27 protein-coding genes are annotated in these 25,820 nt (G+C 39.8%); 13 read left to right on the top strand and 14 right to left on the bottom strand.

Annotated elements, in window-relative coordinates; translation table 11 throughout:
* Positions 1 to 53: 53 nt before the first annotated feature.
* Both HC176_RS00370 and dcm read right to left on the bottom strand, forming a co-directional pair.
* The gene (locus HC176_RS00370) at positions 54 to 677 is read right to left on the bottom strand and encodes a hypothetical protein (RefSeq protein ID WP_167916197.1); all 624 of its coding nucleotides are present in this window, start codon (positions 675 to 677) and stop codon (positions 54 to 56) included.
* A complete protein-coding gene (gene dcm, locus HC176_RS00365) occupies positions 677 to 1,906 on the bottom strand; it encodes a DNA (cytosine-5-)-methyltransferase (protein ID WP_167916196.1) in 1,230 nt (409 codons plus the stop codon). The genes HC176_RS00370 and dcm overlap by 1 nt, the downstream gene beginning before the upstream one ends.
* 282 nt (positions 1,907 to 2,188) lie before the next feature.
* On the opposite strand from dcm, the gene HC176_RS00360 reads away from it, so the two are divergent.
* Entirely contained in the window at positions 2,189 to 2,398 is a 210-nt protein-coding gene (locus tag HC176_RS00360; protein ID WP_167916195.1) for a PID-CTERM protein-sorting domain-containing protein, read from the top strand.
* Here HC176_RS00360 and HC176_RS00355 read toward each other — a convergent pair.
* Entirely contained in the window at positions 2,395 to 2,991 is a 597-nt protein-coding gene (locus HC176_RS00355; RefSeq protein ID WP_167916194.1) for a riboflavin synthase, read from the bottom strand. The genes HC176_RS00360 and HC176_RS00355 overlap by 4 nt on opposite strands.
* Positions 2,992 to 3,068: 77 nt before the next feature.
* Between HC176_RS00355 and pdxA the strand changes: the two genes are divergently transcribed.
* From pdxA to HC176_RS00315, 8 genes are all read left to right on the top strand, one after another.
* The gene (gene pdxA / locus HC176_RS00350) at positions 3,069 to 4,121 is read left to right on the top strand and encodes a 4-hydroxythreonine-4-phosphate dehydrogenase PdxA (protein WP_167916193.1); all 1,053 of its coding nucleotides are present in this window, start codon (positions 3,069 to 3,071) and stop codon (positions 4,119 to 4,121) included.
* 127 nt (positions 4,122 to 4,248) lie between these two features.
* Positions 4,249 to 4,788, top strand: coding sequence for a YceD family protein (locus HC176_RS00345; RefSeq protein WP_167916192.1), 540 nt, complete (start codon positions 4,249 to 4,251; stop codon positions 4,786 to 4,788).
* Positions 4,789 to 4,796: 8 nt separating this feature from the next.
* Entirely contained in the window at positions 4,797 to 5,000 is a 204-nt protein-coding gene (gene rpmF, locus HC176_RS00340) for a 50S ribosomal protein L32 (RefSeq protein ID WP_103050696.1), read from the top strand.
* Between the two features lie 184 nt (positions 5,001 to 5,184).
* Complete coding sequence (locus tag HC176_RS00335) at positions 5,185 to 6,177, top strand: beta-ketoacyl-ACP synthase III (RefSeq protein WP_167916191.1); 993 nt, start codon at positions 5,185 to 5,187, stop codon at positions 6,175 to 6,177.
* Positions 6,178 to 6,215: 38 nt separating this feature from the next.
* Positions 6,216 to 6,704 carry an acetyl-CoA carboxylase biotin carboxyl carrier protein gene (gene accB / locus HC176_RS00330; RefSeq protein ID WP_167916190.1) on the top strand — a complete coding sequence of 163 codons (489 nt, stop codon included), beginning with the start codon at positions 6,216 to 6,218 and terminating at the stop codon, positions 6,702 to 6,704.
* An 87-nt stretch (positions 6,705 to 6,791) separates the two neighbouring features.
* The gene (gene accC, locus HC176_RS00325) at positions 6,792 to 8,144 is read left to right on the top strand and encodes an acetyl-CoA carboxylase biotin carboxylase subunit (protein WP_167916189.1); all 1,353 of its coding nucleotides are present in this window, start codon (positions 6,792 to 6,794) and stop codon (positions 8,142 to 8,144) included.
* A gap of 210 nt (positions 8,145 to 8,354) precedes the next feature.
* Positions 8,355 to 9,044, top strand: a complete 690-nt coding sequence (mtgA, locus tag HC176_RS00320) for a monofunctional biosynthetic peptidoglycan transglycosylase (RefSeq protein WP_167916188.1) — start codon at positions 8,355 to 8,357, stop codon at positions 9,042 to 9,044.
* The gene (locus HC176_RS00315) at positions 9,044 to 9,505 is read left to right on the top strand and encodes a GreA/GreB family elongation factor (protein WP_167916187.1); all 462 of its coding nucleotides are present in this window, start codon (positions 9,044 to 9,046) and stop codon (positions 9,503 to 9,505) included. Before mtgA ends, HC176_RS00315 begins: the two co-directional genes overlap by 1 nt.
* A gap of 3 nt (positions 9,506 to 9,508) precedes the next feature.
* Here HC176_RS00315 and HC176_RS00310 read toward each other — a convergent pair whose 3' ends face one another.
* The 10 genes from HC176_RS00310 to HC176_RS00265 all read right to left on the bottom strand — a co-directional run bounded on the left by HC176_RS00310 (position 9,509) and on the right by HC176_RS00265 (position 22,430).
* On the bottom strand, positions 9,509 to 10,420 hold the full coding sequence (locus tag HC176_RS00310) for an ABC transporter ATP-binding protein (RefSeq protein WP_167916186.1): 912 nt from the start codon (positions 10,418 to 10,420) through the stop codon (positions 9,509 to 9,511).
* A 71-nt stretch (positions 10,421 to 10,491) separates the two neighbouring features.
* The gene (locus HC176_RS00305; protein ID WP_167916185.1) at positions 10,492 to 11,940 is read right to left on the bottom strand and encodes a TolC family protein; all 1,449 of its coding nucleotides are present in this window, start codon (positions 11,938 to 11,940) and stop codon (positions 10,492 to 10,494) included.
* Positions 11,933 to 15,181 carry an efflux RND transporter permease subunit gene (locus tag HC176_RS00300; RefSeq protein WP_167916184.1) on the bottom strand — a complete coding sequence of 1,083 codons (3,249 nt, stop codon included), beginning with the start codon at positions 15,179 to 15,181 and terminating at the stop codon, positions 11,933 to 11,935. Before HC176_RS00300 ends, HC176_RS00305 begins: the two co-directional genes overlap by 8 nt.
* Positions 15,182 to 15,205: 24 nt before the next feature.
* Positions 15,206 to 16,288, bottom strand: a complete 1,083-nt coding sequence (locus tag HC176_RS00295) for an efflux RND transporter periplasmic adaptor subunit (RefSeq protein ID WP_167916183.1) — start codon at positions 16,286 to 16,288, stop codon at positions 15,206 to 15,208.
* 155 nt (positions 16,289 to 16,443) lie between these two features.
* Positions 16,444 to 16,839 (bottom strand): hypothetical protein, encoded by a 396-nt coding sequence (locus HC176_RS00290; RefSeq protein ID WP_167916182.1) that lies wholly within the window; start codon positions 16,837 to 16,839, stop codon positions 16,444 to 16,446.
* 52 nt (positions 16,840 to 16,891) lie between these two features.
* Positions 16,892 to 19,015: a prolyl oligopeptidase family serine peptidase gene (locus HC176_RS00285; protein WP_167916181.1), complete on the bottom strand. Its 2,124-nt coding sequence runs from the start codon at positions 19,013 to 19,015 to the stop codon at positions 16,892 to 16,894.
* Between the two features lie 77 nt (positions 19,016 to 19,092).
* Positions 19,093 to 20,082, bottom strand: coding sequence for an aspartate-semialdehyde dehydrogenase (locus tag HC176_RS00280; RefSeq protein ID WP_167916180.1), 990 nt, complete (start codon positions 20,080 to 20,082; stop codon positions 19,093 to 19,095).
* 136 nt (positions 20,083 to 20,218) lie between these two features.
* Positions 20,219 to 20,620 carry a large-conductance mechanosensitive channel protein MscL gene (mscL, locus tag HC176_RS00275; RefSeq protein WP_167916179.1) on the bottom strand — a complete coding sequence of 134 codons (402 nt, stop codon included), beginning with the start codon at positions 20,618 to 20,620 and terminating at the stop codon, positions 20,219 to 20,221.
* Between the two features lie 63 nt (positions 20,621 to 20,683).
* Positions 20,684 to 21,790 carry an alanine racemase gene (gene alr / locus HC176_RS00270; RefSeq protein ID WP_167916178.1) on the bottom strand — a complete coding sequence of 369 codons (1,107 nt, stop codon included), beginning with the start codon at positions 21,788 to 21,790 and terminating at the stop codon, positions 20,684 to 20,686.
* Positions 21,783 to 22,430, bottom strand: a complete 648-nt coding sequence (locus HC176_RS00265) for a thymidine kinase (protein ID WP_167916177.1) — start codon at positions 22,428 to 22,430, stop codon at positions 21,783 to 21,785. The genes alr and HC176_RS00265 overlap by 8 nt, the downstream gene beginning before the upstream one ends.
* Before the next feature lie 108 nt (positions 22,431 to 22,538).
* On the opposite strand from HC176_RS00265, the gene HC176_RS00260 reads away from it, so the two are divergent.
* The 4 genes from HC176_RS00260 to HC176_RS00245 are packed head-to-tail and all read left to right on the top strand — an operon-like array spanning position 22,539 to position 24,937.
* Positions 22,539 to 23,282 carry a hypothetical protein gene (locus HC176_RS00260; RefSeq protein ID WP_167916176.1) on the top strand — a complete coding sequence of 248 codons (744 nt, stop codon included), beginning with the start codon at positions 22,539 to 22,541 and terminating at the stop codon, positions 23,280 to 23,282.
* Between the two features lie 3 nt (positions 23,283 to 23,285).
* Positions 23,286 to 23,960, top strand: a complete 675-nt coding sequence (gene rsmI / locus HC176_RS00255; RefSeq protein WP_167916175.1) for a 16S rRNA (cytidine(1402)-2'-O)-methyltransferase — start codon at positions 23,286 to 23,288, stop codon at positions 23,958 to 23,960.
* A gap of 9 nt (positions 23,961 to 23,969) precedes the next feature.
* On the top strand, positions 23,970 to 24,314 hold the full coding sequence (locus HC176_RS00250; protein ID WP_167916174.1) for a HopJ type III effector protein: 345 nt from the start codon (positions 23,970 to 23,972) through the stop codon (positions 24,312 to 24,314).
* Between the two features lie 53 nt (positions 24,315 to 24,367).
* Entirely contained in the window at positions 24,368 to 24,937 is a 570-nt protein-coding gene (locus HC176_RS00245; RefSeq protein ID WP_167916173.1) for a uracil-DNA glycosylase family protein, read from the top strand.
* Here the strand turns inward: HC176_RS00245 and HC176_RS00240 are convergent.
* Positions 24,934 to 25,707, bottom strand: a complete 774-nt coding sequence (locus tag HC176_RS00240; RefSeq protein WP_167916172.1) for a toxin-antitoxin system YwqK family antitoxin — start codon at positions 25,705 to 25,707, stop codon at positions 24,934 to 24,936. The two genes, HC176_RS00245 and HC176_RS00240, sit on opposite strands and share 4 nt — an antisense overlap.
* Positions 25,708 to 25,820 lie beyond the last annotated feature (113 nt).

Below are 25,820 nucleotides of genomic sequence, written 5' to 3'. Positions count from 1 at the left end.
CAAATGAAAGTTTGAAAATGTGTTTGAATAAAAGCCTTTTTAGTGGTGTAAATTCAATGATGAAAAACCTTCGCAACATTCTTGTCGATTAAATATTGAAGGCGCAGCTGCAGATTGATTGGGCGTTCTTTAAGGTGTTGGGTGTAGTAAATGAGCCCGGCGCGTTTTTCGTTCAATTCTGGAATAATGTTTTTTCCAAAGGAAAGGGTGTTTCTTATATCGAAATCGTATTCGTCTAGTTGCTGTCGCGATAAGCCTATTTGGTTTAGGTGGTCAATGAGCTTTTCTCGGTTCACCGATGTGATTTTTAAAGACAAAACGTCGTTTGGCGTTGTTAGTTTTGGTTTGCTTTTCTTTAGAAGAATGGCAGTGACCAAAAAGTAGAAATGGGTTTTTTTAGACTTATCGAATAGCCAGCCTTCCTTAATTTTTTGGTACTTGTTTAAATACGAAAGCTCGAAGGTAAAGGTGGGTAAATCTTTGTTCAAATAATGGAGTTGTGCTTTTTCGTCAATAAAATAATCGGTTGAGTGGTGGCTAAAAATAACATCGACGCCACGGTGCTGCTGTTCTAACTCATTAACTCGACTAAAATTGAGTTTTTTGGAATGGTAAATGCTGTCTAAATATTCATTTAGTATTCGTTCTTGCTTTAAATCGTGTTTAAAAGTCGACACTATTTTTGGTGTATTTGGTTGTAAAGGGCTGCGCCAATTTTTTCAACGACACCTACCACAAGGGCATTGCCCATAAAAAAGGCACGTTTGATATCGCTGATGCCTTTCAATTTGGTGTGGTTGTCTGGAAACATGTTGAGGCGTTCCAGTTCTACGGGGGTTAATCGCCGCAAGCCTTTTTTGGTTTTCACCACATGTTTAAAACGTGAGGGCGATTTGCCGCCTTCGCCAGTAATAATGGTTCGCGAAGCATTATCGAGCGCATCGGGGTAAATCATGGCGCCTTCGCTATAATTGTATTCAAAACCTGCTTTGGTTTTCCGTTTTTCTTTTTTTGAGCCTTTTAGGTATTCCCATTTCGGTTGGTCGGCCTCGTCAATAAAAAACTCAGGTGTCACTTCGCCATTTTGTAAAACATCGCCCAAAACCGTTTTGTTGCCTTGATAGTTGGCCTGGGTTTTTGCAGTGTAAACTTTGCCGTTAATTAGCAATCCTGTGTTTAAAAATGGTGAAATTTTTCCTTTTTTGTTGAAGTTGTTGGTGATTTCAACCAAATTGCCAGTCAAATCAAAATTTTCTAAAGCACTAATTTTTTCAACAGGAAAGGCTTGAGCAATGGTGCCTTGTTCAGTTAGCCAGTTTTCTTTTTCAGAATTTTCAATGCGTTTATAAACTGCCGAGCTCTTATGGTAGCCAATAAAAAATATGCGGCGGCGGCGTTGTGGCATGCCGTAATCGGCGGCGTTGATTACCCGCCATTCTACAGCATATCCCAGTTGATTGAGGCTTTGTAGCATGACGGCAAAATCACGTCCACGCTGAGTGGAAGGTGATTTTAAAAGCCGATCAACATTCTCCAGAAAAAGGTATTTGGGTTTGTTATTCTTTTCTTCTAAAATGCGGTGGATGGACCACCAAAGCACCCCTTTTTTGCCTTTCAGTCCTTTAGAATTTTGTAGTGTGGTGGCCACCGAATAATCTTGGCACGGGAAACCGCCAACCAACACATCGTGGTCGGGAATTTCAGTTGTGGGTACTGTGGCAATATCTGCGTTGCTGTGGTTTTCATTTCCAAAACGGGCTTCGTAAACCATAGAGGCGTGTTGGGTTTTTGTGCTGGGTTCCCATTGGTTGCTCCAAACTACTTTATAATTGTTGGCTTCAAGCCCCAGTCTAAATCCGCCTACACCGGCAAATAGTTCGGCTACTTTTAATTTGTTGTGCTTCATGCTTTGGAAAGAAAAACGTATCGGTTTACAAAATTAGTTAATGGGACTGCTTCAGTCCATCAGTAAATTAAACTTTTATTAAATTCTTATCAACGGTATTTTTGCATTAGGTTTACAATATTTTATGCATATATTTGTTAAAAAGCTAAAGCAAAGATTTTGTTGTTTGTAAAACAAAAGATGTATTTCATCGAAATTTATATGCATTTCAAAGATGTTTTTTGCGAATGAAAATTAAAAAAATTTTTCCAACAGCCTTTTTTTTATACATTTGTTACCTAGATGACAATACAAAATAAAAGAATATTTGCCTCAATCTTATTTGTATTAATAAGTGTTGTTTGTGTGGCTCAAGGTGGTCCTTCTATGCCACCACCGCCAGGGGCACCGCCACCTCCGGGTTTGCCGATTGATGGAGGTGTGTTGTATGGTGTTGTCTTTGCGCTTTTCTACGGCGTAAAAAAAATGCTGTTCAACAAAAGTGGCAATTAACCCAATTTATTCAGTTCTGTAAGTCGCGCTACGTATTTCCCTAATACATCAAATTCTAAATTCACTACAGTACCTTCTTTAAAAGTGTTGAAATTGGTATGTTGGTAGGTGTAAGGTATTATAGCCACACTAAAGCTATCCTTTTTTGAATTTACCACGGTAAGGCTGGTGCCGTTAACAGTAATGGACCCCTTTTCAATAGTGATGTTGTTTAATGCCGAATCGTAGTTAAAGGTGAATACCCAACTGCCGTTTTCTTCTTTAATGCCGGTACAAACAGCAGTTTGGTCTACGTGGCCCTGAACAATGTGTCCGTCTAATCGGTCGCCCAATTTCATGGCGCGCTCTAAATTCACCTGATCGTTAATTTGTAGGGTGCTTAGATTCGTTTTTTCCAAAGTCTCTTTTATGGCCGTTACGGTATATTCGTCGTCGTTAATGGCCACTACGGTAAGGCAAACTCCATTATGGGCCACGCTTTGGTCTATTTTTAATTCTGGAGTAATGTGGCTTTTTATGGAAATATGAAGGTTGTCCAATTCAGTTTTTAAGTTCGAAACACTACCTATATCTTCAATAATTCCAGTAAACATATTATTGTCTTTTTATTTATTTAAATTTGCCCATTCTAAAAGAAATTCAAAATTACGAACAAAAGTTGTCATTTTAAATGAAGCAGGCAGAAAATATAACGGTTGGGATATCAATAGGTGATTTAAATGGTATAGGGGGTGAAATTGTGTTGAAAACCTTTGAAGACCCACGGATGTTGGAATTTTGTACACCCGTGGTGTTTGCTTCCATAAAAGTGATGTCATTTTTTAAATCACATTTTAATTCAGAAATTAATTTCCAAAGCATTAATAACCTCAATCAAATTGTCCATGGTAAGGTTAATGTGTTCAATTGCTGGAAAGAACCGGTTAACATTGAATTTGGAAAAGAAGACGTTAAAATTGGCGAATACGCTATAAAATCGTTGGAAGCCGCAACCAAAGCGCTGAAGAATGACGAAATTGATGTTTTGGTAACGGCACCAATTAACAAACACAATATTCAATCGGAAAAGTTCAAATTCCCTGGGCATACCGATTATTTGGCGCAGCAGTTGGGAGGCGAAAGTCTTATGTTTATGATTACGGAAGATTTGCGTGTAGGTTTGTTAACCGACCATGTCCCCGTTAAAGATATTGCCAGCCACATAACACCTGATTTAATCGAGCAGAAAATCGAGACGGTTTACAGTTCGCTAAAAAAAGATTTTAAAATTCAAAAACCCAAAATTGCCGTATTGGGCATTAACCCACATACGGGCGATAATGGTGTGATTGGCAGTGAGGACGACGAGGTGTTAAGGCCAACCCTGCAAAAGATAAAAGAAAGTGGTAAACTGGTATTCGGCCCATATGCCGCCGATAGTTTTTTCGGTTCTAACAATTATAAAAACTTCGACGCTATAATTGCTTCTTACCACGACCAAGGTTTGGTGCCTTTTAAAACCCTTTCGTTTGGGCAAGGCGTTAATTTTACCGCTGGGTTGAGCAGAGTAAGAACATCGCCAGATCATGGTACGGCCTTCGAAATAGCCGGAAAAGGCAAAGCTGATGAAAATTCGTTTAAAGAAGCTGTTTTTAGCGCCATACAAATTTTTAGAAACCGAACCAGTTACGAAGCCCTTACGGCCAACCCATTAAAGAAATCCACAAAAAAAGAACGACGTTAAACCGTTCATTTTTTACCAGATAGCCTTTAAAAACCGCTGCATTAAAGATATAAACAAAAAAATGTTTATAAGTCATGTTGCGTAAATAAAAATTTATATATTTGCAGGCTCAAAATAGATGTTGATAATGAAGCCATTAAAAGAGTTTACCATTCCATTTGTTGGACTGAAACTAGGAAAGCATCATTTTGATTTTAAAATTGAGCAAGCGTTCTTTGAACATTTTGAGTATGATGATTTTAACGATGTAAACGTTACCGTCGATTTGGTCTTGGAAAAAAAGACCACTTTGCTGGAACTGCATTTTAAAATTTCGGGGTGGGTAAACGTTAATTGCGACCTTACCAACGAACCCTACAATCAGCCCATCGAAAATGAATTTACCCTAGTGGTGAAGTTTGGCGATGAGTATAATGATGAATATACCGATATTTTGATTGTTCCGCACGGTACTTTCGAAATCAATATTCAGCAATACATTTACGAGATGATTGTTTTGGCCGTGCCCCTAAAACGAACACATCCTGGCATTGAGGATGGCACGCTAGATTCAGATATACTTAAAAGATTGGAAGAATTAAGCCCAAAGCTTAACGAAAAGAAAGACAACGATGAGGATATTGATCCTCGGTGGAATACATTAAAAGATTTATTAACGGATAAATAATATATAAAATGGCACATCCTAAAAGAAAAATCTCTAAAACAAGAAGAGATAAAAGAAGAACACATTACAAAGCAACTGCGCCACAGATTGCAACATGCCCAACAACTGGTGAGGCTCACTTATACCATAGAGCGCACTGGCATGAAGGAAAATTATACTACAGAGGTCAAGTTTTAATTGACAACTCAGAAGAAGTAGAGAACTTGGCATAAAACAGCTATGCACGCATATAATAAAACGCTCAATGTTGGGCGTTTTTTTTTATGAAATACTTTTTCTAAAACACAAAAACACGTAATTTGCATAAAATTACGTCTAAATTTAGCAGTATTCATAAAATTTTGAACGTTTTTTCCCAAATTATAACGATTTCTTAATCGAAATAACTTAAAAGGTATGAGTAAAATCTCAGCAGCAATTACAGCTGTAGGTGCGTATGTGCCAGAATACGTTTTAACCAACCAAATGCTGGAAGGTATGGTTGAAACTAATGACGAATGGATTACTACCAGAACAGGAATCAAGGAGCGCAGAATTTTAAAAGAAGACGGCAAAGGCACTTCTTACCTAGCCATAAAGGCAGCACAAGACCTTATTAACAAAAAAGGCATCGACCCAAAAGACATCGAATTGGTTATAGTGGCCACGGCCACACCCGATATGAAAGCAGCTTCAACGGCGTCGTTTACAGCAACAGAAATTGGAGCAACCAATGCTTTTTCGTTCGATATGGATGCAGCATGCTCAAGTTTTTTATACGGCATGTCGGTAGCAGCAAGCTATATTGAGTCGGGACGTTATAAAAATGTATTGTTGATTGGTGCAGATAAAATGTCGTCAATCATCAACTATAAAGACCGTGCCACTTGTATTATTTTTGGAGATGGTGCTGGGGCTGTTCTATTCGAGCCCAATGAGGAAAACTTAGGACTTCAAGACGAGTATTTACGAAGCGATGGTACAGGAAGGGAATTTTTACAGGCTACCTATGGCGGCTCGTCGTTCCCAATTACCGAAGAAGCTATGGCTAAAGGCGGACAATACGCTTTTCAAGAGGGGCGTACCGTATTTAAAAATGCTGTGTTTAACATGGCCGATGCTACCGTGAAAATTTTAGAGCGTAATAATTTAACTAAGAATGATGTTGATTGGCTAGCGGCTCATCAAGCTAACAAGCGCATTATCGACGCTACAGCACAACGCATTGATTTAGAGGAGGAAAAGGTGATGGTTAATATCCATAAGTACGGTAACACGACTTCGGCTACGTTGCCACTTCTTTTAAACGATTACGAATCACAGCTTAAAAAAGGAGATAATATTATATTTGCCGCGTTTGGAGGCGGATTTAACTGGGGTGCCATTTACCTAAAATGGGCCTATAATTAAAAACACACACTAACCACTAACTTAAAAATTAGTAAACTATGGATATAAAAGAAATTCAAAACCTGATCAAATTTGTGGCCAAATCTGGTGCAAGCGAGGTTAAATTAGAGATGGACGATGTAAAAATCACCATCAGAACAGGGTCGGATTCAGATAAAAATCCATCGGTGCAGTACGCTCCGGTGCCAGCCCAAATACCACAGCAGGTAGTGGCAGCACCTGCAGCCGAAGCAGCGGCACCTGCAAAAGCAGAGCCAGCAGCTCCAAAAGCAGCAGACGATTCAAAATATATCACTATAAAATCACCAATAATAGGTACGTTCTATAGAAAACCAGCGCCAGACAAACCTTTGTTTGTGGAAGTAGGACAAACCATTGCTGAAGGCGATGTACTATGTATTATTGAGGCGATGAAACTGTTCAACGAAATTGAATCTGAAGTTTCAGGAAAAATAGTTAAGATTTTGGTTGACGATTCTTCTCCGGTAGAATTTGATCAACCTTTATTTTTAGTAGATCCATCATAACCCCTTTAAAAATTCCAATAAGCTAATCTCAAAATCCCAATATTTGGAATTTAGTGATTGGAATTTGAAATTTTTAATTCAAAAGTTATGTTTAAAAAAATATTGATTGCCAATAGAGGGGAAATAGCACTTCGTGTTATTAGAACCTGTAAAGAAATGGGCATTAAAACGGTAGCAGTGTATTCTAAAGCAGATGCCGAGAGTTTGCACGTAAAGTTTGCCGATGAAGCCGTTTGTATTGGCCCGGCTCCCAGTAGCGAGTCGTATTTAAAAATGTCGAATATCATTTCGGCTGCCGAAATTACTAACGCCGATGCCATTCACCCTGGGTACGGTTTCCTATCAGAGAACGCCAAATTCTCAAAAATCTGTGAAGAACACGGTATTAAGTTTATCGGTGCCAGCCCAGAGATGATTGATAGAATGGGCGATAAAGCTAATGCCAAAGCCACTATGAAGGCTGCAGGTGTACCTTGTGTTCCGGGAAGTGAAGGTGTTATTGAAAGCTTTGAGGAATGCGAGAAACTAGCTGAAGAAGTAGGTTACCCCGTAATGCTAAAAGCGTCTGCCGGAGGTGGAGGAAAAGGAATGAGAGGTGTTTTTAAGCCAGAAGATTTAAGAGCAGCTTGGGATTCGGCCAGACAGGAAAGTAAAGCGGCTTTTGGTAACGACGATATGTATATGGAAAAGCTCATCGAAGAGCCTAGACATATTGAAATCCAAGTGGTGGGCGATTCTAAAGGAAAAGCATGCCATTTATCAGAACGCGATTGTTCTGTTCAGCGTCGTCACCAAAAATTAACCGAAGAAGTGCCATCACCATTTATGACTGATGCACTCCGTAAAAAAATGGGTGAGGCGGCTGTAAAAGCAGCAGAATATATTGGGTACGAAGGTGCAGGAACTATCGAGTTTTTGGTAGATAAGCACCGTAATTTCTATTTCATGGAAATGAATACCCGTATTCAGGTAGAGCACCCCATTACCGAGCAGGTTATCGATTTCGATTTAATCCGTGAGCAAATTTTGGTAGCTGCAGGTGTTCCAATTTCTGGAAAGAACTATTTGCCAAAATTACATTCTATAGAGTGTCGAATTAATGCCGAAGATCCTTATAACGGATTTAGGCCTTCGCCAGGTGTAATTACCACTTTGCATGCGCCGGGTGGGCATGGGGTTCGATTGGATACCCACGTGTATGCCGGGTATGCCATTCCGCCAAATTACGATTCTATGATCGCCAAGCTGATTACTACGGCGCAAACCCGCGAGGAAGCCATTAGTAAAATGAAGCGTGCTCTAGATGAGTTTGTTATTGAAGGGATTAAAACAACCATTCCTTTCCACAGACAACTTATGGATCACCCCGATTATATTGCGGGGAACTATACCACTAAGTTTATGGAAGACTTTGTAATGGAAAAACCCGTTGAAGAATAAATATTAAAAAAACTCCGAATTTTACTTCGGAGTTTTTTTATGGATTGATTTCTCAAATTAGCTTATGTTTATTTAAAATTAGCAGTTGCACTGGTAATATCGATGTCTTGTATTGTTTCAGCAGAATTATGCAGGGAGCAAATAAGTATCATGTTTCTAAACGATTTGGCTGTTTGTTGGTTTTAAAAGAGCGAGACTTGCAGATTAAAAATGATTAAAAGACTATTCCGTTTCGTATTAAAAGCCATCTTTTGGTTCATTGTTATTTCTTCACTTTGGGTAGTGGCTTATAAATGGCTGCCCGTGCACGCAACACCATTAATGGTCATTAGAGCTGTGGAACAAAACCAAGAAAACAAAGAGATTGCTTGGAAACATGATTGGGAACCTTTGGACAATATTTCTAAGCATTTACAATTGGCGGTGATTTGTAGCGAAGACCAAAATTTTTTAAAGCACCACGGATTTGATGTAAAAGCCATTGAAAAAGCGTATCAGGATAATTTAAAAGGCAAGCGACTAAAAGGTGGGAGTACCATAAGCCAGCAAACAGCCAAAAATGTGTTTTTATGGCCGCAACGTAGTTGGACGCGCAAAACATTAGAAGCTTATTTTACATTTTTAATAGAGTTAATTTGGACCAAAGAGCGCATTTTGGAAGTGTATTTAAACAGCATTGAAATGGGGCCAGGAGTTTACGGTGCAGAAGCAGCTTCAAAGTATTGGTTTGGTAAGGCGGCCAAAAGTTTAACCAAAAATGAAGCAGCTGCTATTGCGGCTGTTTTACCCAGTCCGCTACGATATAAAGCCAACCCAACCTCCGCTTATATTGAGAAAAGAAAGCGTTGGATTTTGCAGCAAATGAACTATTTTGGAGCATTAAATTTCCCTGTTGAATAATGAGTAGCCTAAAAACAATAAAACAAGAACTTTATAGGCAATGCGAAAGTTTTGTTGACCATAAACTAAAATCGGTTAGGAAAAACATTAAGGAGCTTCAGGAAGCCTTACAGTCCGAAACCAAAAGCACGGCGGGCGACAAACATGAAACGGGGCGTGCCATGTTGCAATTGGAGCGCGAAAAGGCCGGGAATCAACTTGCTGAAATTGAAAAAACACAACGCCTCCTTTCAAAAATAAATATTGAAAACACGAATGAAACAATTGGTTTGGGCAGTGTGGTTTATTCTTCGCAAGCTAACTATTTTATTGCTATTAGTGCCGGCGAGTTAATTTTTGAAAACGAAAAATTCTATGCCATTTCTGCCCATACGCCCATAGGGCAGTTGCTCATGCAGAAATCGGTTGGCGATGAGGTGGTTTTTAGAGGCAATCGTTTTAAAATCAAGAGAGTTTTATAAAACTTATGTTTCAACTTTAAGAAAAATGGATTGGCCCTTTTTGAGTTGGTCAGCATGCTCAAAAAGAACAATGTCACCATTTAATTCGGCTTCAACCAAATAATAAACTCCTTTAAAATAACTTCGGATAACGGTAGCTTTTAGATTGGATTTTTCAACTACTTTAAGTTGCTGCGAATAGACTATTTGTCCGTCAATTGTATTGAATTCTCCGAAAAAAGAAGCTACAAGTGGGGTTTGTGGATTGCTGTACAAATATTGTGGTGTGTTATAGGCTTCAATATTATGGTTATTCAAAACCATCATATTATCGGCAAAACCGAGTACGTCTTCTTTGTCATGCGTGGCCACGATGCAGGTGATGTTTTTTTCCTTTAAGTATTTAAAAACACTGCGTCTTAAACTTTGCTTTTTAAAATTATCGATATGACTAAAAGGTTCGTCGAGCAATAAAATTTCAGGTTGCTTGGCAAGAGCCCTGGCCAATGCCACCCGTTGTTTTTGTCCGCCACTTAGCTGTTTCACTTTGGTTTTGGCAAATGCTTCAAGCTCTACTACTTGTATTAATTCGTCAACGCGTTTTTGAGTTTCTTCCGGAAAAAAGCGAGACAGATGTTTGGCTATATTTTCCTCAACCGATGTAACGGGCATCAAATCAAATTCTTGGGCAACGTATTTCATAAAATCGTATCCCACCACTAAATTGAATTTCGGGCCAAGAATCTGTTTGTTTTTCCAAAAAATTTGACCCTCGTGCAAATCATATTCACCGTATAAAACTTTTAACAACGTGCTTTTTCCGGCACCGCTTTCGCCAATAATAGCCAAGTTTTCGCCAGCTTCTGCTTTAAAAGAAATGTTTTTTAAAACAGGCTTTTTATTGTATGAAAACGTGAGGTTTTTTACGTTGAGCATGGTTGCAAAAATAGCATAAAAAACCGCCCAAATTAAATTGAACGGTTTTTAAAAAGAATGTCTGGTATATTTTAGTTCCAGCCGCCACCTAAAGCTTGGTATAGTTTTAGGTTGGCCAGCAGTTGGTCTCTTTTGGTTTCGATAATTTCAATTTTGGAATCCAGCGCCTCACGTTGTGTCAATAACACTTCGGTGTATTCGGCGCGGGCCGATTTGAATAGCTTTATTGATAGCTCAATAGACTCGGTTAAAGCTTCAACTTGGTCTTCCTTCAATTTATAACTTTGGTTGAGTTTTTCAACATTCGACATTTGGTTGGCTACTTCAATGTAAGCCTTTAAAATAGCCTTTTCGTATTCAAAAACAGCCTGCAATTGCTTGTCGGTCGCATTTTTATATTCCGCTTTTATGGCGTTTCTATTAATTAAAGGCGCCATCAAATCGCCTGCCAACGAGTAAGCCAAAGACTCTGGCGTATGTGTCAAAAATTTGGTTTGAAATGCCTCTAGCCCAACACCTGCCTTAATGCCAATGGACGGGAAAAAATTAGCTTTCGCAGCTTTTACACTAAGTTTCGCAGCCGAGAGCTCTAATTCTGCTTTCTTAATATCGGGGCGGTTTTGCAACAATTGCGACGGAATGCCCGTTTCAAGAGATTTTATTGAAAGCGCCGTAAAGCCCTGTGAACTTCGTTTTACGTGCTGCGGAAACCTACCCGCCAAAAAATTGATGGCATTTTCGGTTTCGACAATACGTTGTTCGATGTTGTATTTGTTGCTTTGGTTTTTTAAAACTTCGGCCTCAAATCGTCTTACGGCCAATTGGGTGGCTCTGGCTGCTTCTTTTTGAAGTTTCACCATTTTAAGGGCGTTTTGTTGAATGGATAGGTTTTGTTTGATGATGTCCAACTGGTTGTCCAAAGCCATAAGCTCATAATATGCACTAGCAATTTCTGAAACCAATTGGGTAACCATAAAATTTTTGCCTTCAACGGAAGCTAAATATTCCAAAACGACGGCCTTTTTTTCATTGCGCATTTTTTTCCAAATATCGAGTTCCCATGAAGCCGTTAAACCTGCTGAAAAATTAGATAGGGGTTCTGGGAATGCTTTACCTTCCTCGATATCCAGATTTTTTTCAACTGTACCGTTTCGAGTGTACTCGCCTACTTTTTCTGTGTCGGCACCTGCTGAAATACCAACAAAAGGCAAGTATTCACCTTTTTTGGCCTGTATTTCGTTTTTGGCCATATCGATGCTTTGCAGCATAATATTCAACTCTTGGTTGTTGGACAAAGCCGTATCTATTAACGTTTGCAAATTAGGATCCGAAAAAAAATCCTTCCAATTAACGTTGGCCGTGTTGGATGTGTCCGTTATTAGATTTTGGAACGTCTCTGGTACAGCGAGGTTCGCTTCTCTTACGGTTTTGGTGGGCACACAGGCATACATAAAAAGTATGATGAGTGTGCCGCTCCAAAAAGAGGTAAGGCGTTTAAATGATTTTTTAGATCTATTCATTGTTTCTTTTTTTAGTGAGTTTTTTCAATAGTTTGGTAAGCTTGCCAATGCTTGCTGTATTGATTTTTGTTTGGTTTTCGGCTTCGCTATTTCTAATGAATTCTTCTGAAAGGGTTTCGGTAGATTCGTCCTTAATCAAACTTCTGCCTTCCGAAAGTTTAGCAAAAACAAAATACAGCCCTGGGATTAACAACACCCCGAATAGAGTACCGATAAGCATACCGCCCATCGCAGACCCGCCAATGGTCCTGTTTCCAATGGCACCGGCACCAGTGGCTATAACGAGGGGAATCAACCCAGCGATAAAGGCAAATGAAGTCATTAAAACAGGCCTGAATCTGGCTTTGGCGCCTTCAATGGCTGCTTCTAAAACTGTAGCGCCTTGCTGGTGTTTCTGTACCGCATATTCAACAATCAATACGGCGTTTTTACCTAATAGCCCAACCAACATGATTACCCCTATTTGGGCATAAACATCGTTGGCCAGCCCCATCATTTTTAAAAAGAGGAATGAGCCGAAAACCCCCACAGGTAAAGATAAAATAACGGTAAGGGGCAAAATGAAACTTTCGTATTGGGCAGCCAAAACAAAATACACAAAAACGAGTACCACAATAAAAATGTACAGTGATTCGTTGCCTCTTCTGGCTTCGTCAAAAGAAAGGCCTTCCCAAGCTATATCGTAACCTCTGGGCAATTTTTGCGCTGCCACTTCTTTAATGGCTTGTATGGCATCGCCACTGGTGAAACCCGCAGCGGGCAACCCTCTAATGGCAGCAGAATTATATAAATTGTATCGTGTAATTTCATTTGGGCCAAGTTTCTTTTCGATGGACATAAATGCCGAATAAGGCACCATTTCGCCCTCTTCGTTCTTTACAAACAATTTTTCCAAATCAGTTGGGATTCGTCTATAGGAAGGCGCCGCTTGTGTATAAACCTTAAAAAACCTTCCGAAGCGGATAAACCCTTGTTCGTAGGTGCTGCCTATTAAGATGTTTAGGTTTTCCATAGCCTTGGCAATGGTAACGCCTTTTTGCATGGCTATTTTGTTATTGATTTTTAGCTCGTATTGTGGGTATTGCGCTGAGAAAAACGTGAACAAACCAGACAGTTCCTTGCGCTGCGACAAGGCATCCATAAAATCGGAATTGATTTTTTCAAACTTGTGGTAGTCCGTTGAATTGGTTTTGTCCAATAAACGCAATGCGAATCCGCCGGAAGAACCAAACCCAGGAACGGCTGGTGGCTCGAAGTATTCAATTATAGCGCCGAGGTCTTTGGTTTCCTCTTCCAATTCTTCCATAATCTCGTGAACCGAATGATGGCGTTCAGACCATGGTTTTAGGTTAATGAGGCAGGTCCCTGCGTTTGAGCCCCGGCCTTCGGTCATGATTTCGTAACCGGCCAAAGAAGAAACAGACTCCACGCCTTCAGTTTCCTCACAGATGGCTTGCAGCTTTCTGGCAACTTCATTGGTGCGCTCTAAAGTAGCTCCTGGAGGTGTTTGTATGATGGCGTAAATCATGCCTTGATCTTCATTGGGAATAAACCCTGATGGCAGTACTTTGTTGGTAATAAAAATACCGGCACAAAATGCAATTAACAGTCCAAAGGTTAAAACTCTTCTGGCAACAATTTTATTCAAAATCTTAACATACTTTCCGGTTAATTTTTCAAATCCGCCGTTAAACCAGTCAATGAATTTATCAATTGGGGTTTTTCGTTTTTTGCCGTTGTTGTGCTTCAAAATCATGGCACAAAGCACTGGGGTGAGGGTCAAGGCGACCAATGCCGAAATGACAATAGCCCCAGCCATAGTTATGGAAAACTGTCTGTAAAACACGCCAACGGGGCCTGTCATGAACGAAATGGGTATAAATACCGAAACCATAACCAATGTAATGGCGATAATGGCACCACCAATTTCGCCCACCACAGCATACGAGGCTTTGTAGGGGGTTAAGTGTTCTTCTTCCATTTTTACATGTACGGCCTCAACCACTACAATGGCATCATCTACCACAATACCGATGGCCAATACCAAAGCAAAAAGGGTGATTAAATTTATGGATAGCCCAAAAATTTGCATCACAAAAAAAGCACCTACTAATGATACGGGCACGGCGATAATAGGTATTAAGGTTGAGCGCCAGTCGCCCAAAAACAAAAATACCACAATGGCCACAAGAATAAAGGCATCTCTTAAAGTGTGTATTACTTGTTCTATCGAAGCATCGAGAAAGTTGGATACATCGTAGCTTATTTGAAAATCGACGTTAGGCGGCAGTTCCTGTTCCAGTTCGGCCAATTTTTCCTTAACGGATTTAATCACATCGCTACCATTACTGCCAAAAGTTTGCTTTAAAACGATGGATGCCGAAGGCTTTCCGTCTAAATTCGAGTAGATGTCGAAAAATTCACTACCCAGTTTTACATCGGCAATATCCTCTAACTTAATAATTTCGCCTTCTTTATTGGCGCGGATAATGATGTCTTTATATTGGTCGGGTTCGTTGTATCGGTTTTGGTATGTCAATACATATTCCAAAGATTGCGATGTTATTCCAGAACTTCTCCCCAAACGTCCGGGGCGGGCCAAAATACTTTGCTCTTCCATGGCTTCCAGAACTTCTTCGGCCGAAATATTATAAGCACGCATACGGTCTGGTTTTAGCCAAACCCGCATGGCGTACTTCCGGCTTCCTAATATTTTCGCACTGGCAATACCGTCTATACGTTGAATTTCGGGAATTATTTTAGTGTAGGCGTAGTTGTAAAGAAACTTTTCGTCGTTATTCTTATCGGTACTCGACAAATTAACGTACATCAGCATACTGGGCTGTATGGGCGTGATGATTACCCCTTCACGCTGCACCAATTCGGGTAACAGGGGCATCACTTGGTCCACACGGGTTTTTACCCTTACAACCGCTTGGTTGGGGTCGGTGCCCGGTTCAAAAATAACTCGTACGGTGGCCTCGCCGGCACTGGTGGCATCAGAAGCGATGTAACGCATGCCCTGTACGCCATTTATGGCAGTTTCCAACGGTATTAAGGTAGAATTTACCAATACTTCGGAACTGGAGCCGGGATAAGCGATAAAAATATTTACAGTGGTAGGTGCTATTTGGGGGAACTGCGAAATGGGCAGTTGTTTTATGGAAAGCCCTCCTATAAAAAGGATGATGACCGAAATGACAATGGCCAATACGGGGCGTTTTATAAATTGTTTAAACATGTCTTTTGTAGATTAAATTCTTAATTATTCAGCATAGAGGTCTAACTCAGACAATACTTTGTTGGGTTCTAAAAACTTGGTGTGAATAGTTTCGTTGTTGCGTACCACTCTAATGCCTTCCAGCAAAATGGTGTCGTTTTCGCTAAGCCCATCATTTACAATAAATAAATGGGGCAGTTCGGCACCCACGGTAATTTCGCGTTGGCTTACTTTTCCTGCTTTGCTGATGACGTACACATAGGTTTTGTCTAATATTTGGAAAGTGGCCTTTTGCGGAATGATGATGGCGTTTTTGTAGGGTACTTTCATTAATACACTTCCAGTTTCACCATGCCTTAAAATACCATTGGGGTTAGGAAAAGTGGCTCTAAAGGCAATGTTGCCGGTTTCGTGGTTGAACTCGGCTTCAATGGTTTCAACGATGCCTTTTTGGTTAAACGGTTTGTTGTTGGCCATCAATAGTTCTACTTCTTTTTTTGTGTCTTTGTTTGCACTGATTATGTAGTCTAAATATTCGGCTTCGGGTACGTTAAAATACACCCACATTTTGCTGTTGTCTGATAGTGTTGTGAGCAATTCGCCTTCGTCTAAAAGGCTGCCCTCCCTAACGTGAAGGTGGTCCATAATACCATCGAATGGGGCTTTTATTCTGGTAAAGCCCAAATGGGTTTCGGCTAGGGTTACTTCGGCTTTTGCTTTGGCATAATTGGCTTTTGCTAGTGCGAGTTCGTTTTCAGATACCACATTGCCTTCGGCCAATAATTGTGTGTTTTTAAATTCTATTTCAGCTGCCATTGCTTCGGATTTGGCACGTTCCAGTTCGGCTTCATAAACATTGGGCATAATCTGGAACATAGGCTGCCCTTTTTTTACCTGCTGCCCTTCGTCTACCGATATGTGGTTTAAGTAACCTTTTTCCAAGGCTCTGATTTCTATATGTCTGATGGAGTGTATTTGACTCACGTAGTCTTTGGTGGTTGAAGTGTCCTTTTTTATGGGGTTGGTAACTAAAAATTCAATATGTTCTTTTTTTTCTGCTTTTTCTGAATGACAGCTTGTGAAAAGTATAAACACAATGACGCTCATGAAAATGAATGATTTTTTCATCTGTTCGTTTTTTATAAAAAAATTCTTGGGGAAGTGAATTTATAGCAGGACGCCGCCCCAAAAACGCACGTCGGGCTAAATCAATGGATTAAAATAAGTATGAAAAACTATTGTGGTTTTTCAAAAGCCGTAAAAGGCTTAAAGGGAAGTGGTTATCAAATTCGAAACACCTGAATCCTAACATGGAGCTTTGTGGCCGACTTACCGTAATAGATGTCGTGGCGCCGTAAATCTTTTTGTAGTTGAAAAGATAGATTGCTAAAAAGCGCTGCATTGTAACGAGCAGGTGCTAACCTATCAATAAAGACTTTGTTTTTTGTGGAAGATTCTTCGTTTTCAGTATCCTCTACTTCGGTAAATGTTAAATCTATGCCATGGCTACTGCCGTGATGGTTGGTATGAAAACAAGGGTGTTTTACATCATGGCTGTTTTCGGCATGATAGGCTTCACCAAAGGATAAATCATTTACTGAATCTGCGTATAGACCAGAGACACCTACTATTAAAAGGAGGTTTAATAAATAGAGGTATTTAATTAAGATTTTGCCCATACAGCGCGCAAAATTATAGCAATGCGTTTACTTAAACAAAAAATATTGAAGTTTAAACGGTTAAGGACATATTAAACCATGTAAAAGCAAACATATCGGCGTATTGTTCAATTATTTTGCTTACGGGAGTTCCGGCGCCATGTCCAGCATCGGTTTCAATCCGTATCAAAACAGGGTTGTCTCCAGATTGTTTGCTCTGAAGTTCGGCAGCAAACTTAAAGCTGTGTGCGGGCACGACACGGTCGTCATGGTCTGCGGTGGTAATTAAGGTTGCTGGATACTCAGTGCCGCTTTTAACGTTGTGCAGCGGTGAGTAGCCTTTTAAGTATTCAAACATGGCTTTGCTGTCTTCGGCTGTGCCGTAATCATAGGCCCATCCTGCTCCGGCGGTAAAGGTGTGGTAACGTAACATATCTAATACGCCCACGGCAGGCAGTGCCACTTGTGCTAAATCTGGACGTTGGGTCATAACGGCACCAACCAGCAGTCCGCCATTAGAGCCACCTCGTAATGCCAAATATTTAGAGGACGTATAGTTGTTTTCAATCAGGTATTCCGCGGCAGCGATAAAATCGTCAAACACATTTTGTTTTTGCATTTTAGTGCCGGCATCGTGCCATTTTCTGCCGTATTCGCCACCGCCCCGTAAATTGGGTACTGCATATATGCCGCCCTGCTCCATCCAAACGGCCATGCCCACACTAAAGGCTGGGTTTAAGCTCACGTTGAAGCCACCGTACCCGTAAAGGATGGTTGGGTTGGTTCCATTTAGAGTTATGCCTTTTTTATGGGTGATAATCATCGGAACTTTAGTGCCATCTTTTGAGGTGTAAAACACTTGTTTACTTTCGTAATCTTCAGGGTTAAATGCAATAGAAGGCTTCCAGTACAGCGTTGTTTCACCAGTTTCAAGGTTTAATTTGTAGATACTGGATGGTGTATAGTAGTTTGTAAATGAAAAATAATCGAAGGTGTCTTCTTTTTTGCTTCCGAAATTATTGGCATTTCCAATGCCTGGAAGGTCTATAGACCGGATTAGGTTTCCGTTGTAATCATACTGTTTTACCTGCGATATGGCATCAACCATATATTCGGCGATGAGATATTTACCGGAGGTGGATATGGATAGGACGTTTTCGGTTTCGGGAATAACGTCTTCCCAGTGCTCTGGCGCTGGGTTGTCGAGGCTTAATTTTACAACCTTTTTATTGGGTGCGTTTAAATTAGTAAGCAGGAAAATGTCGTCGTTTTGGCTGCTTATAACGGTTGTGCTGCTGTTGGTGTCGGTTAAAACGGGGATTAAAGGATTGTTTTCGTTAGATAAGTTTTTTATAAGCAGTTTGTTTCCAGAGGTGGAAATCCGCGGTGTGATTACCAGATATTTATCGTCGATGGTAACGTTGGCGTAAATATATCGATGCTTTTGTTCGGGAGAGCCCCCATAAATTAATTGGTCTTGCGCCTGGGGTGTGCCTATTTTGTGGAAATAAACTTTGTGTTGGTCGGTTTTGGCAGAGAGTTGGCTGCCTTTGGGTTTGTCGTAACTGGAATAGTAAAACCCTTCGTTTTTATACCATGAAATTTGGCTGAACTTGATATCAACTAATGTGTCTTCAATAATGGCTTTGGTTTCGGTATTTAGTACGATAATTTTTCGCCAGTCGCTTCCGCCTTCAGAAATAGAGTAGGCCATGAGTTCACCATCTTTAGAGAAGCTTACATCGTCTAAAGATATGGTACCATCATCAGAGAAGGTATTGGGGTCGATAAAAACTTCTTCGGTGTTATTTTCGTCTTTTCTGTAAAGTACATTTTGGTTTTGTAGTCCGTTGTTTTTATAAAAATAGGTGTACGCACCTTCTTTGAAGGGGGCGCCTATTTTTTCATAATTCCATAAGGACGACAGCCGTTTTTTAATATCGTCTTTAAAGGTTATTTGGTTAAGGTAACCAAAAGTAGTGTTGTTTTGCGCTTTAACCCATTGTGCGGTTTCGGTGCTCATGTCATCTTCCAGCCAGCGGTAAGGGTCTTTTATGGGCACGCCAAAATAATGGTCGGTGGTGTCTTCGGTTTTGGTTTCTGGGTAGTTCACTGTTATGCTAGTTTGGGTTTTTAATTGGTTTTTGCAGGAAGCGATTAGAACGAGGCATAGGCACGAAAAAAGTAGTTTTCTCATTAAAGTAAGTGTTTTTGCTAAATTAAAAAAGCCCCCTTTACAAAAGGAGGCTTTTAACAATCTTTTAAAAGATTGATTTACACTAACTTGTTTTCGATTAAATATTCAGCAATTTGAACCGTGTTTGTTGCGGCACCTTTGCGAAGGTTGTCGGCAACAATCCACATGTTTAATGTGTTAGCTTGTGATTCGTCGCGACGAATTCTTCCAACAAAAACTTCATCTTTGTCGTGCGCGAAAATGGGCATAGGGTATGAGTTATTGGCAGTATCATCCTGTACTACAACGCCAGGAGTTTCGCTCAATAATTTACGAACATCGGCCAAATCAAAATCATTTTCAAACTCTACGTTTACCGATTCTGAGTGCCCACCAGAAGTTGGGATGCGCACGGCTGTGGCCGAAACAGAGAACGAGCGGTCGTTCATAATTTTTTGTGGCTCGCGGGCCAATTTCATTTCTTCTTTGGTGTATCCGTTTTCTTCAAACACATCGCAGTGTGGCAAAGCATTTCGTCCTATTGGATAAGGATAAGCCATTTCGCCTTCTACTCCTGCAATTTCATTTTCTAATTGGCGAACGGCTTTTACACCAGTACCAGAAACCGATTGGTAAGTAGAAACTACCACACGCTTCATTTTATATTTTTTATGTAACGGATTTAAAGCCATAACCAACTGAATAGTAGAACAGTTTGGGTTGGCTATAATTTTATCGTCTTTGGTTAATTCGCTGGCATTGATTTCAGGAACTACCAATTTTTTTGTCGGATCCATTCTCCAAGCTGAAGAATTGTCAACCACAGTTGTGCCAGCTTCAGCAAATTTAGGAGCCCACTCTAACGAAGTGCCTCCGCCCGCAGAAAACAAAGCGATATCTGGTCGCATGGAAACGGCAGTTTCCAATCCAACTACTTTATAATCATTGTTTTTGTAGGTTATTGTTTTTCCAACAGAGCGCTCAGACGCTACGGGAATTAATTCGGTAACAGGAAAATTACGTTCTGCAAGAACTTTTAGCATCACTTCGCCAACCATACCAGTGGCACCAACAACAGCTACTTTCATTTTTATACTTTTTTAAAAATTTGTGGAGACAAAACTAAGTATTAATTCCATTTTAAAATCTAAAAAAAGCCCTCATTTTTAAAAAACGAGGGCTTTTTAACAACAAATAACAGGTTGTTGTATTATTAACAGATTGTTATTTTTTTAACAAATCTCTAATTTCACCTAGTAACTCTTCTTGAGTTGGGCCTTTTGGAGCTTCAGGAGCTGGCTCTTCTTTCTTCTTCATTTTGTTAACGCCTTTTACAAGCATGAACATCACGAATGCTACAATAATAAAATCGATAACGTTGGTTAGGAACGATCCCCACAACACAGCAACTTCACCAACGGTTTCTCCGGCATCATTTAGTGTACCTTCTTTTAGCACATATTTTAAATCTTTGAAATCGGACTGGAATACCAAGCCAATAAGCGGTGAAACAATACCTCCGGTAAATGAAGAAACCACTTCTTTAAAAGCGGCACCCATTACAAAACCTACTGCAATGTCTACAAGGTTGCCCTTCATTGCAAATTCCTTAAACTCTTTAAGCATAATGTAAAATTTTCAATTAGTGTTACTCAAATTAACTAAAAAAAATTAACATTTAATAATTTTTTATGAAATGAAAACGCGCTTGATACGTTGCGAAATAGAAGTTATAAGCTCATAGGAAATCGTGTTTGCCGTGTCGGCCAAATTTTCGGCGGTGGTTTCTCCATTGAATACAACAACCTCATCGCCCTCTTGGCAATCAATGTTTGAAACATCCACCATAATCATATCCATACAAACGTTACCAACTATGTACGCTTTTTGGTTGTTGATGGTTACGTAGCCTTTGCCTTTTCCGTATTGCCTGCCAATGCCATCGGCGTGGCCAATAGGCAGTGTAGCTGTTTTGGTTAATTTATTGCTTATAAAACCTCTGTTGTAACCCACACTTTCGCCTTTTTCAATTTGGTGTATTTGCGAAATAACAGTTTTTAATGTGCCAATGGGTTTTAAGAATTGATTTTCCTTTTCGGAATTTCCAAAACCGTACAAGCCAATACCGCTTCTCACCATATCGAAATGTGCTTCCGGATAGTTTAAAATGCCCGAAGTATTGCACATGTGAAGGATGGGCTGGTAACCAATGGCTTCCGTAAAACGGTTTGAGATATTATTAAAACGCTCAATTTGGTTTTGGGTGAAGGCTTTTTCATTTAAATCTTCACTGGCGGCTAAATGTGAAAAAATGGATTCAACCTTTACAGCTTCGGTATTTTTTAATTTTGAAGCAATACTATTTACGTCGTTTTCACTGAAACCCAATCGATTCAATCCGGTGTTGAATTTGATATGGACGGGGTAATGATTCAGTTTTTCCGCGGAAGCGACTTCTAAAAACTCATCTAATATTTTGTTGTTGTAAAGGGCGGGTTCCAAACAGTGCTCAATGAGTTCCTTAAAATTTACGGTTTGCGGATGAAGCACCAAAATAGGTTTGGTGATTCCAGATTCTCGTAAAGCAACCCCTTCGTTAGTATAGGCTACAGCAAAATAATCTACATTTAGATTTTCTAAAAAGTGCGCAATTTCACAAGGGTCGTTGCCGTATGCAAAAGCCTTAACTACGGCCATAAATTTGGTATTGGGCTGTAGTTTAGATTGTAAATGTTTTAAGTTTTGCGAAAGTGCCTTTAGGTTAATTTCTAGCACCGTTTGTTGTGCTTTAGGCATTGGGGTCTTTGGGTTTGTTTATTATTTCTTCGGCATCATTAACCTTCATGTTCCGTACTTTGTCGCGCAGCATGGCCTTGTAGTAAGCCGCTCTGCTCAATGGTTCGTATTCTTCCACTTCGCCCAAAAGTACCAAATTGTCGCTTTTTGATTTTCGGTAGCTGTATTGCGCCAAATTTCCGGTACGGGTACAAACGGCGTGCACTTTGGTAACATATTCGGCCGTGGCCATTAAATTGGGCATGGGGCCAAAGGGGTTGCCTTTAAAGTCCATATCAAGTCCGGCCACTATAACCCGAACACCTTTGTTAGCTAAATCGTTGCAAATTCTAACAATCTCTTCGTCAAAAAACTGGGCTTCATCAATGCCTACCACATCGCATCCATCGGCCAAAATAGGAATATTGGCGGCAGCAGGAACGGGCGTTGAGCGTATTTCGTTGGCATCGTGCGATACTACCATGTCTTCATCGTAGCGCACATCTAAAGCCGGTTTAAAGATTTCTACTTTTTGGCGGGCAAATTGGGCACGCTTCAATCTTCTGATGAGTTCTTCGGTTTTTCCCGAAAACATTGAACCACAGATGACTTCAATCCAACCAAATTGTTCTTTATGATTTACCGTATTTTCGAGAAACATTTCGTAATTTTAGCACTAAAACAAAGCGACTATTCGTTTGCATAAAGGTGGCGTAAATTTAGGAAAAAACAAAAGCCTACCGAGCATAATTTTTTAAAGTTTTAAACCATGAAGAAGAAGATAGAGGCTGAACTTATAGCCATTGCACACCGAGTTCTTAAGTTAAAAGGAAAGGAAGATGTGCTTAAAATGCATACCGAAGTGTCCTTGCTTTATGAAAAATTATCGGTTTTAAAATTTGCCCACGACCATTTTGGAGAAGATCTCCCAACCATAGGTAGCGACACTTCCTTTTTTGGAATGTTGGATAAAGCTTTCAACAATAAAATAAGTGATAATATTGAGGTTGAGGATAAGATTTATGTCAATTTAGATGAAAATGAAAACGAGGCCATTATGGAGCCCGTTATGAATAAAATAAAAGATATGGTGGCTTTTATGCCGGATGATGATGAGGAACAAGAACCTGTTGTTAAAGACACTAGGCCCGAACCGCCAAAACCACAATACAGCTTGGACGATATTACAGCCGGCTTTGATGAAACTCCCATATTCGAGCCTGTGACGAGCAGCCAAAACGGTGTGCCAAATGAAAAAAAATCATTGAACGATAAATTGAAAATTGGTGGATTCAACATTGGGCTGAATGACAAAATAGCGTTTATAAAGCACCTTTTTGATGGACAAAATGAAGATTATATTCGCGTTATTTCGCAATTAAACACCTTTCAAACCTTTGCCAATGCCAAGAATTTTATTGAAACCATGGTAAAACCCGATTACAACAATTGGAAGGATAAAGAGGAGTTTGAAGCGCGTTTTATGGAAATTATCGCAGCCAAGTTTAACTAACCCATGAGTAAACTCTACATCGTGCCTACACCCATAGGTAATTTAAAAGACATCACCTTTCGCGCCATAGACGTTTTGAAAACAGCCGATTTAATTCTGGCTGAAGATACCCGGACCTCGGGAAAACTCCTAAAGCATTTCGAGATTTCAACCCCCATGCAGTCGCATCACATGCACAACGAACATAAAACCGTTGATGCCATTGTTCAGAAAATAAAAGGTGGAAGGACCGTAGCATTAATTAGTGATGCGGGTACGCCGGCAATTTCCGACCCTGGTTTTTTGCTTTCGCGCGCCTGTATCGAGAATAATATTGAAGTGGAATGTTTACCCGGAGCAACGGCTTTTGTGCCTGCTTTGGTCAATTCTGGGCTGCCCAACGATAAATTTGTATTCGAAGGTTTTTTACCCGTAAAAAAAGGTCGCCAAACCCGATTGCTGCTTTTGGCACAAGAGCCGCGAACCATGATTTTTTATGAAAGTCCGCATAAATTAGTGAAAACTCTGGGGCATTTTTGTGAGTATTTTGGTGATGACCGACAATTGTCGGTGTCTCGCGAATTGACCAAATTGTACGAAGAAACCATCCGTGGAACAGCCCGTGAAGTATTAGAATATTATACCCAAAAACCACCCAAAGGCGAAATTGTTATTGTGGTGGCTGGAACGAATAAATAAAATTAAAAAATGACTATTGAAACTTTTAAAGATAAACTAAAAACCACACCAGAATCCATAGTGTTTTCTGAAACGATGGATGTAATTGAAGCAAACTACGAATTTACACCCACAGCATTTAAAAATGGAGATTTAGAAAATAAAGCAGGTGAAAACTCTGGGTCGTGCAAATTGTTGGCTTTTGCAAAGCTACAGGACTTATCAAAAGAAGAAACTTTGGCTTGTTTCGGTCAGTTTTATTTCGATGAGGTATTGAACGATCCCAACGGTAATGGCCACCAAAATATTCGTAATTTTATGAAAACGGGTTTTGATGGAGTGTCGTTTGAAGGCGAGCCATTAAAAGCAAAGTAAACGTGCCGTTTGAGTATCTCCCCAAAAGTGGGTTCTGTGAGCGGCAATATTCAATGCAACAGTTGCTTGAAAATATAAAACAATGTACCATTTGCGAAGCGGATCTGCCACTTGGCCCGCGACCTGTTGTTTCAGCGCACCCAAATTCAAAAATTGTTATTGTGGGGCAAGCCCCCGGCACCAAGGTACATGCATCTGGTATTCCGTGGGATGATGCCAGTGGCAAACAATTGCGAAAATGGCTAGATGTTATTCCAGAGGTGTTTTACAATCCTGAAAATTTTGCCATAATCCCCATGGGGTTTTGTTATCCAGGAAAAGGAAAAAGCGGCGATTTGCCTCCACGTCCCGAATGCGCGCCACAGTGGCACCAAAAGTTGTTTGACGGGATGAGTCAAGTGGAGCTTGTGCTTTTAATAGGCATGTACGCCCAAAACTACTATTTGGGAAAAGCAGCTAAAAAAACGCTCACCGAAACGGTTAAAAATTATAACGACTACTTGCCCAAATATCTACCGCTACCGCATCCGTCTCCAAGAAATCGGTTTTGGTTGGCTAAAAATCCGTGGTTTGAAGTTGAGGTGTTGCCACGATTGCAAGAGGTGGTAAAGAAACTCATTTAGAATGCCTTTAAGTATTCTTGATATTTAAATATTTCTTGCGGATTTTCTTTTAGATTTATTCGTTTCATCTCCTCGTTATTTTTGTCGAGTTCAATTAAATATGCGGTATCACCATCCTCCAACATTCTCAAGAACATTTTTAGTGAACCATCAGGGTTGTAAAACTTAACGGCTTCAAAGTCATCATAATTTGAAGAGATTTGTTCAGAAAACACTTTTCCGTTTTTTATGGTTTGGGTGATGCTACGGCCTTCCTTTATAAACATTTGGGATTCAATATTGCCTATTAAGTCGAATGATACAGATTCAATTACTTTTTCGTCCTTTATTTTAGATTCCGATTTAATGTTGCCATTATCAAAATAAGAAATGCTTTTTCCGTAGAGAACACCATGTTTATAAGTGTTTACTTTAGATAGGTGCCCAGCAAGGTCATATTTTTTCTCCTCACCATGCAATTTTCCGTTTAAATAATTAGATTGGGAAAAAATCTCTCCGTTACTGTGGAAAACAATGTATGTGCCATTGAGTATGCCATTTTTTACATTAAATTCTTCCCACTTTTTAAATTTATCGCCAACTATGTAATAACCGTTTAAAGGTTTACGGTCTTCATTGCTTCTGTATATGCTTATATTGTTATACGAGTCTACAAAATAGGAGTTTCGTTCAACTAGCTTAAAGTTGTTGTTGTCGGTTTGTTGATCTTTCTTGCAACTCAGGACAAATAAAGAGACTAATGTGGAAATTAAAACGAACTTTTTTGGCATTATATGAAGTGTTTTCACACAGGATTTGTAAGGTTTAAATTTAAACTATTTCTATATTAGTGGCAACAAAAAAACACATAAAAGATAAAAATAATGAGATTCCTGTCTTCACA

The sequence above is a fragment of the Tamlana crocina genome (assembly GCF_012037625.1).
This window is presented reverse-complemented; position numbering and strand designations above follow the sequence as displayed.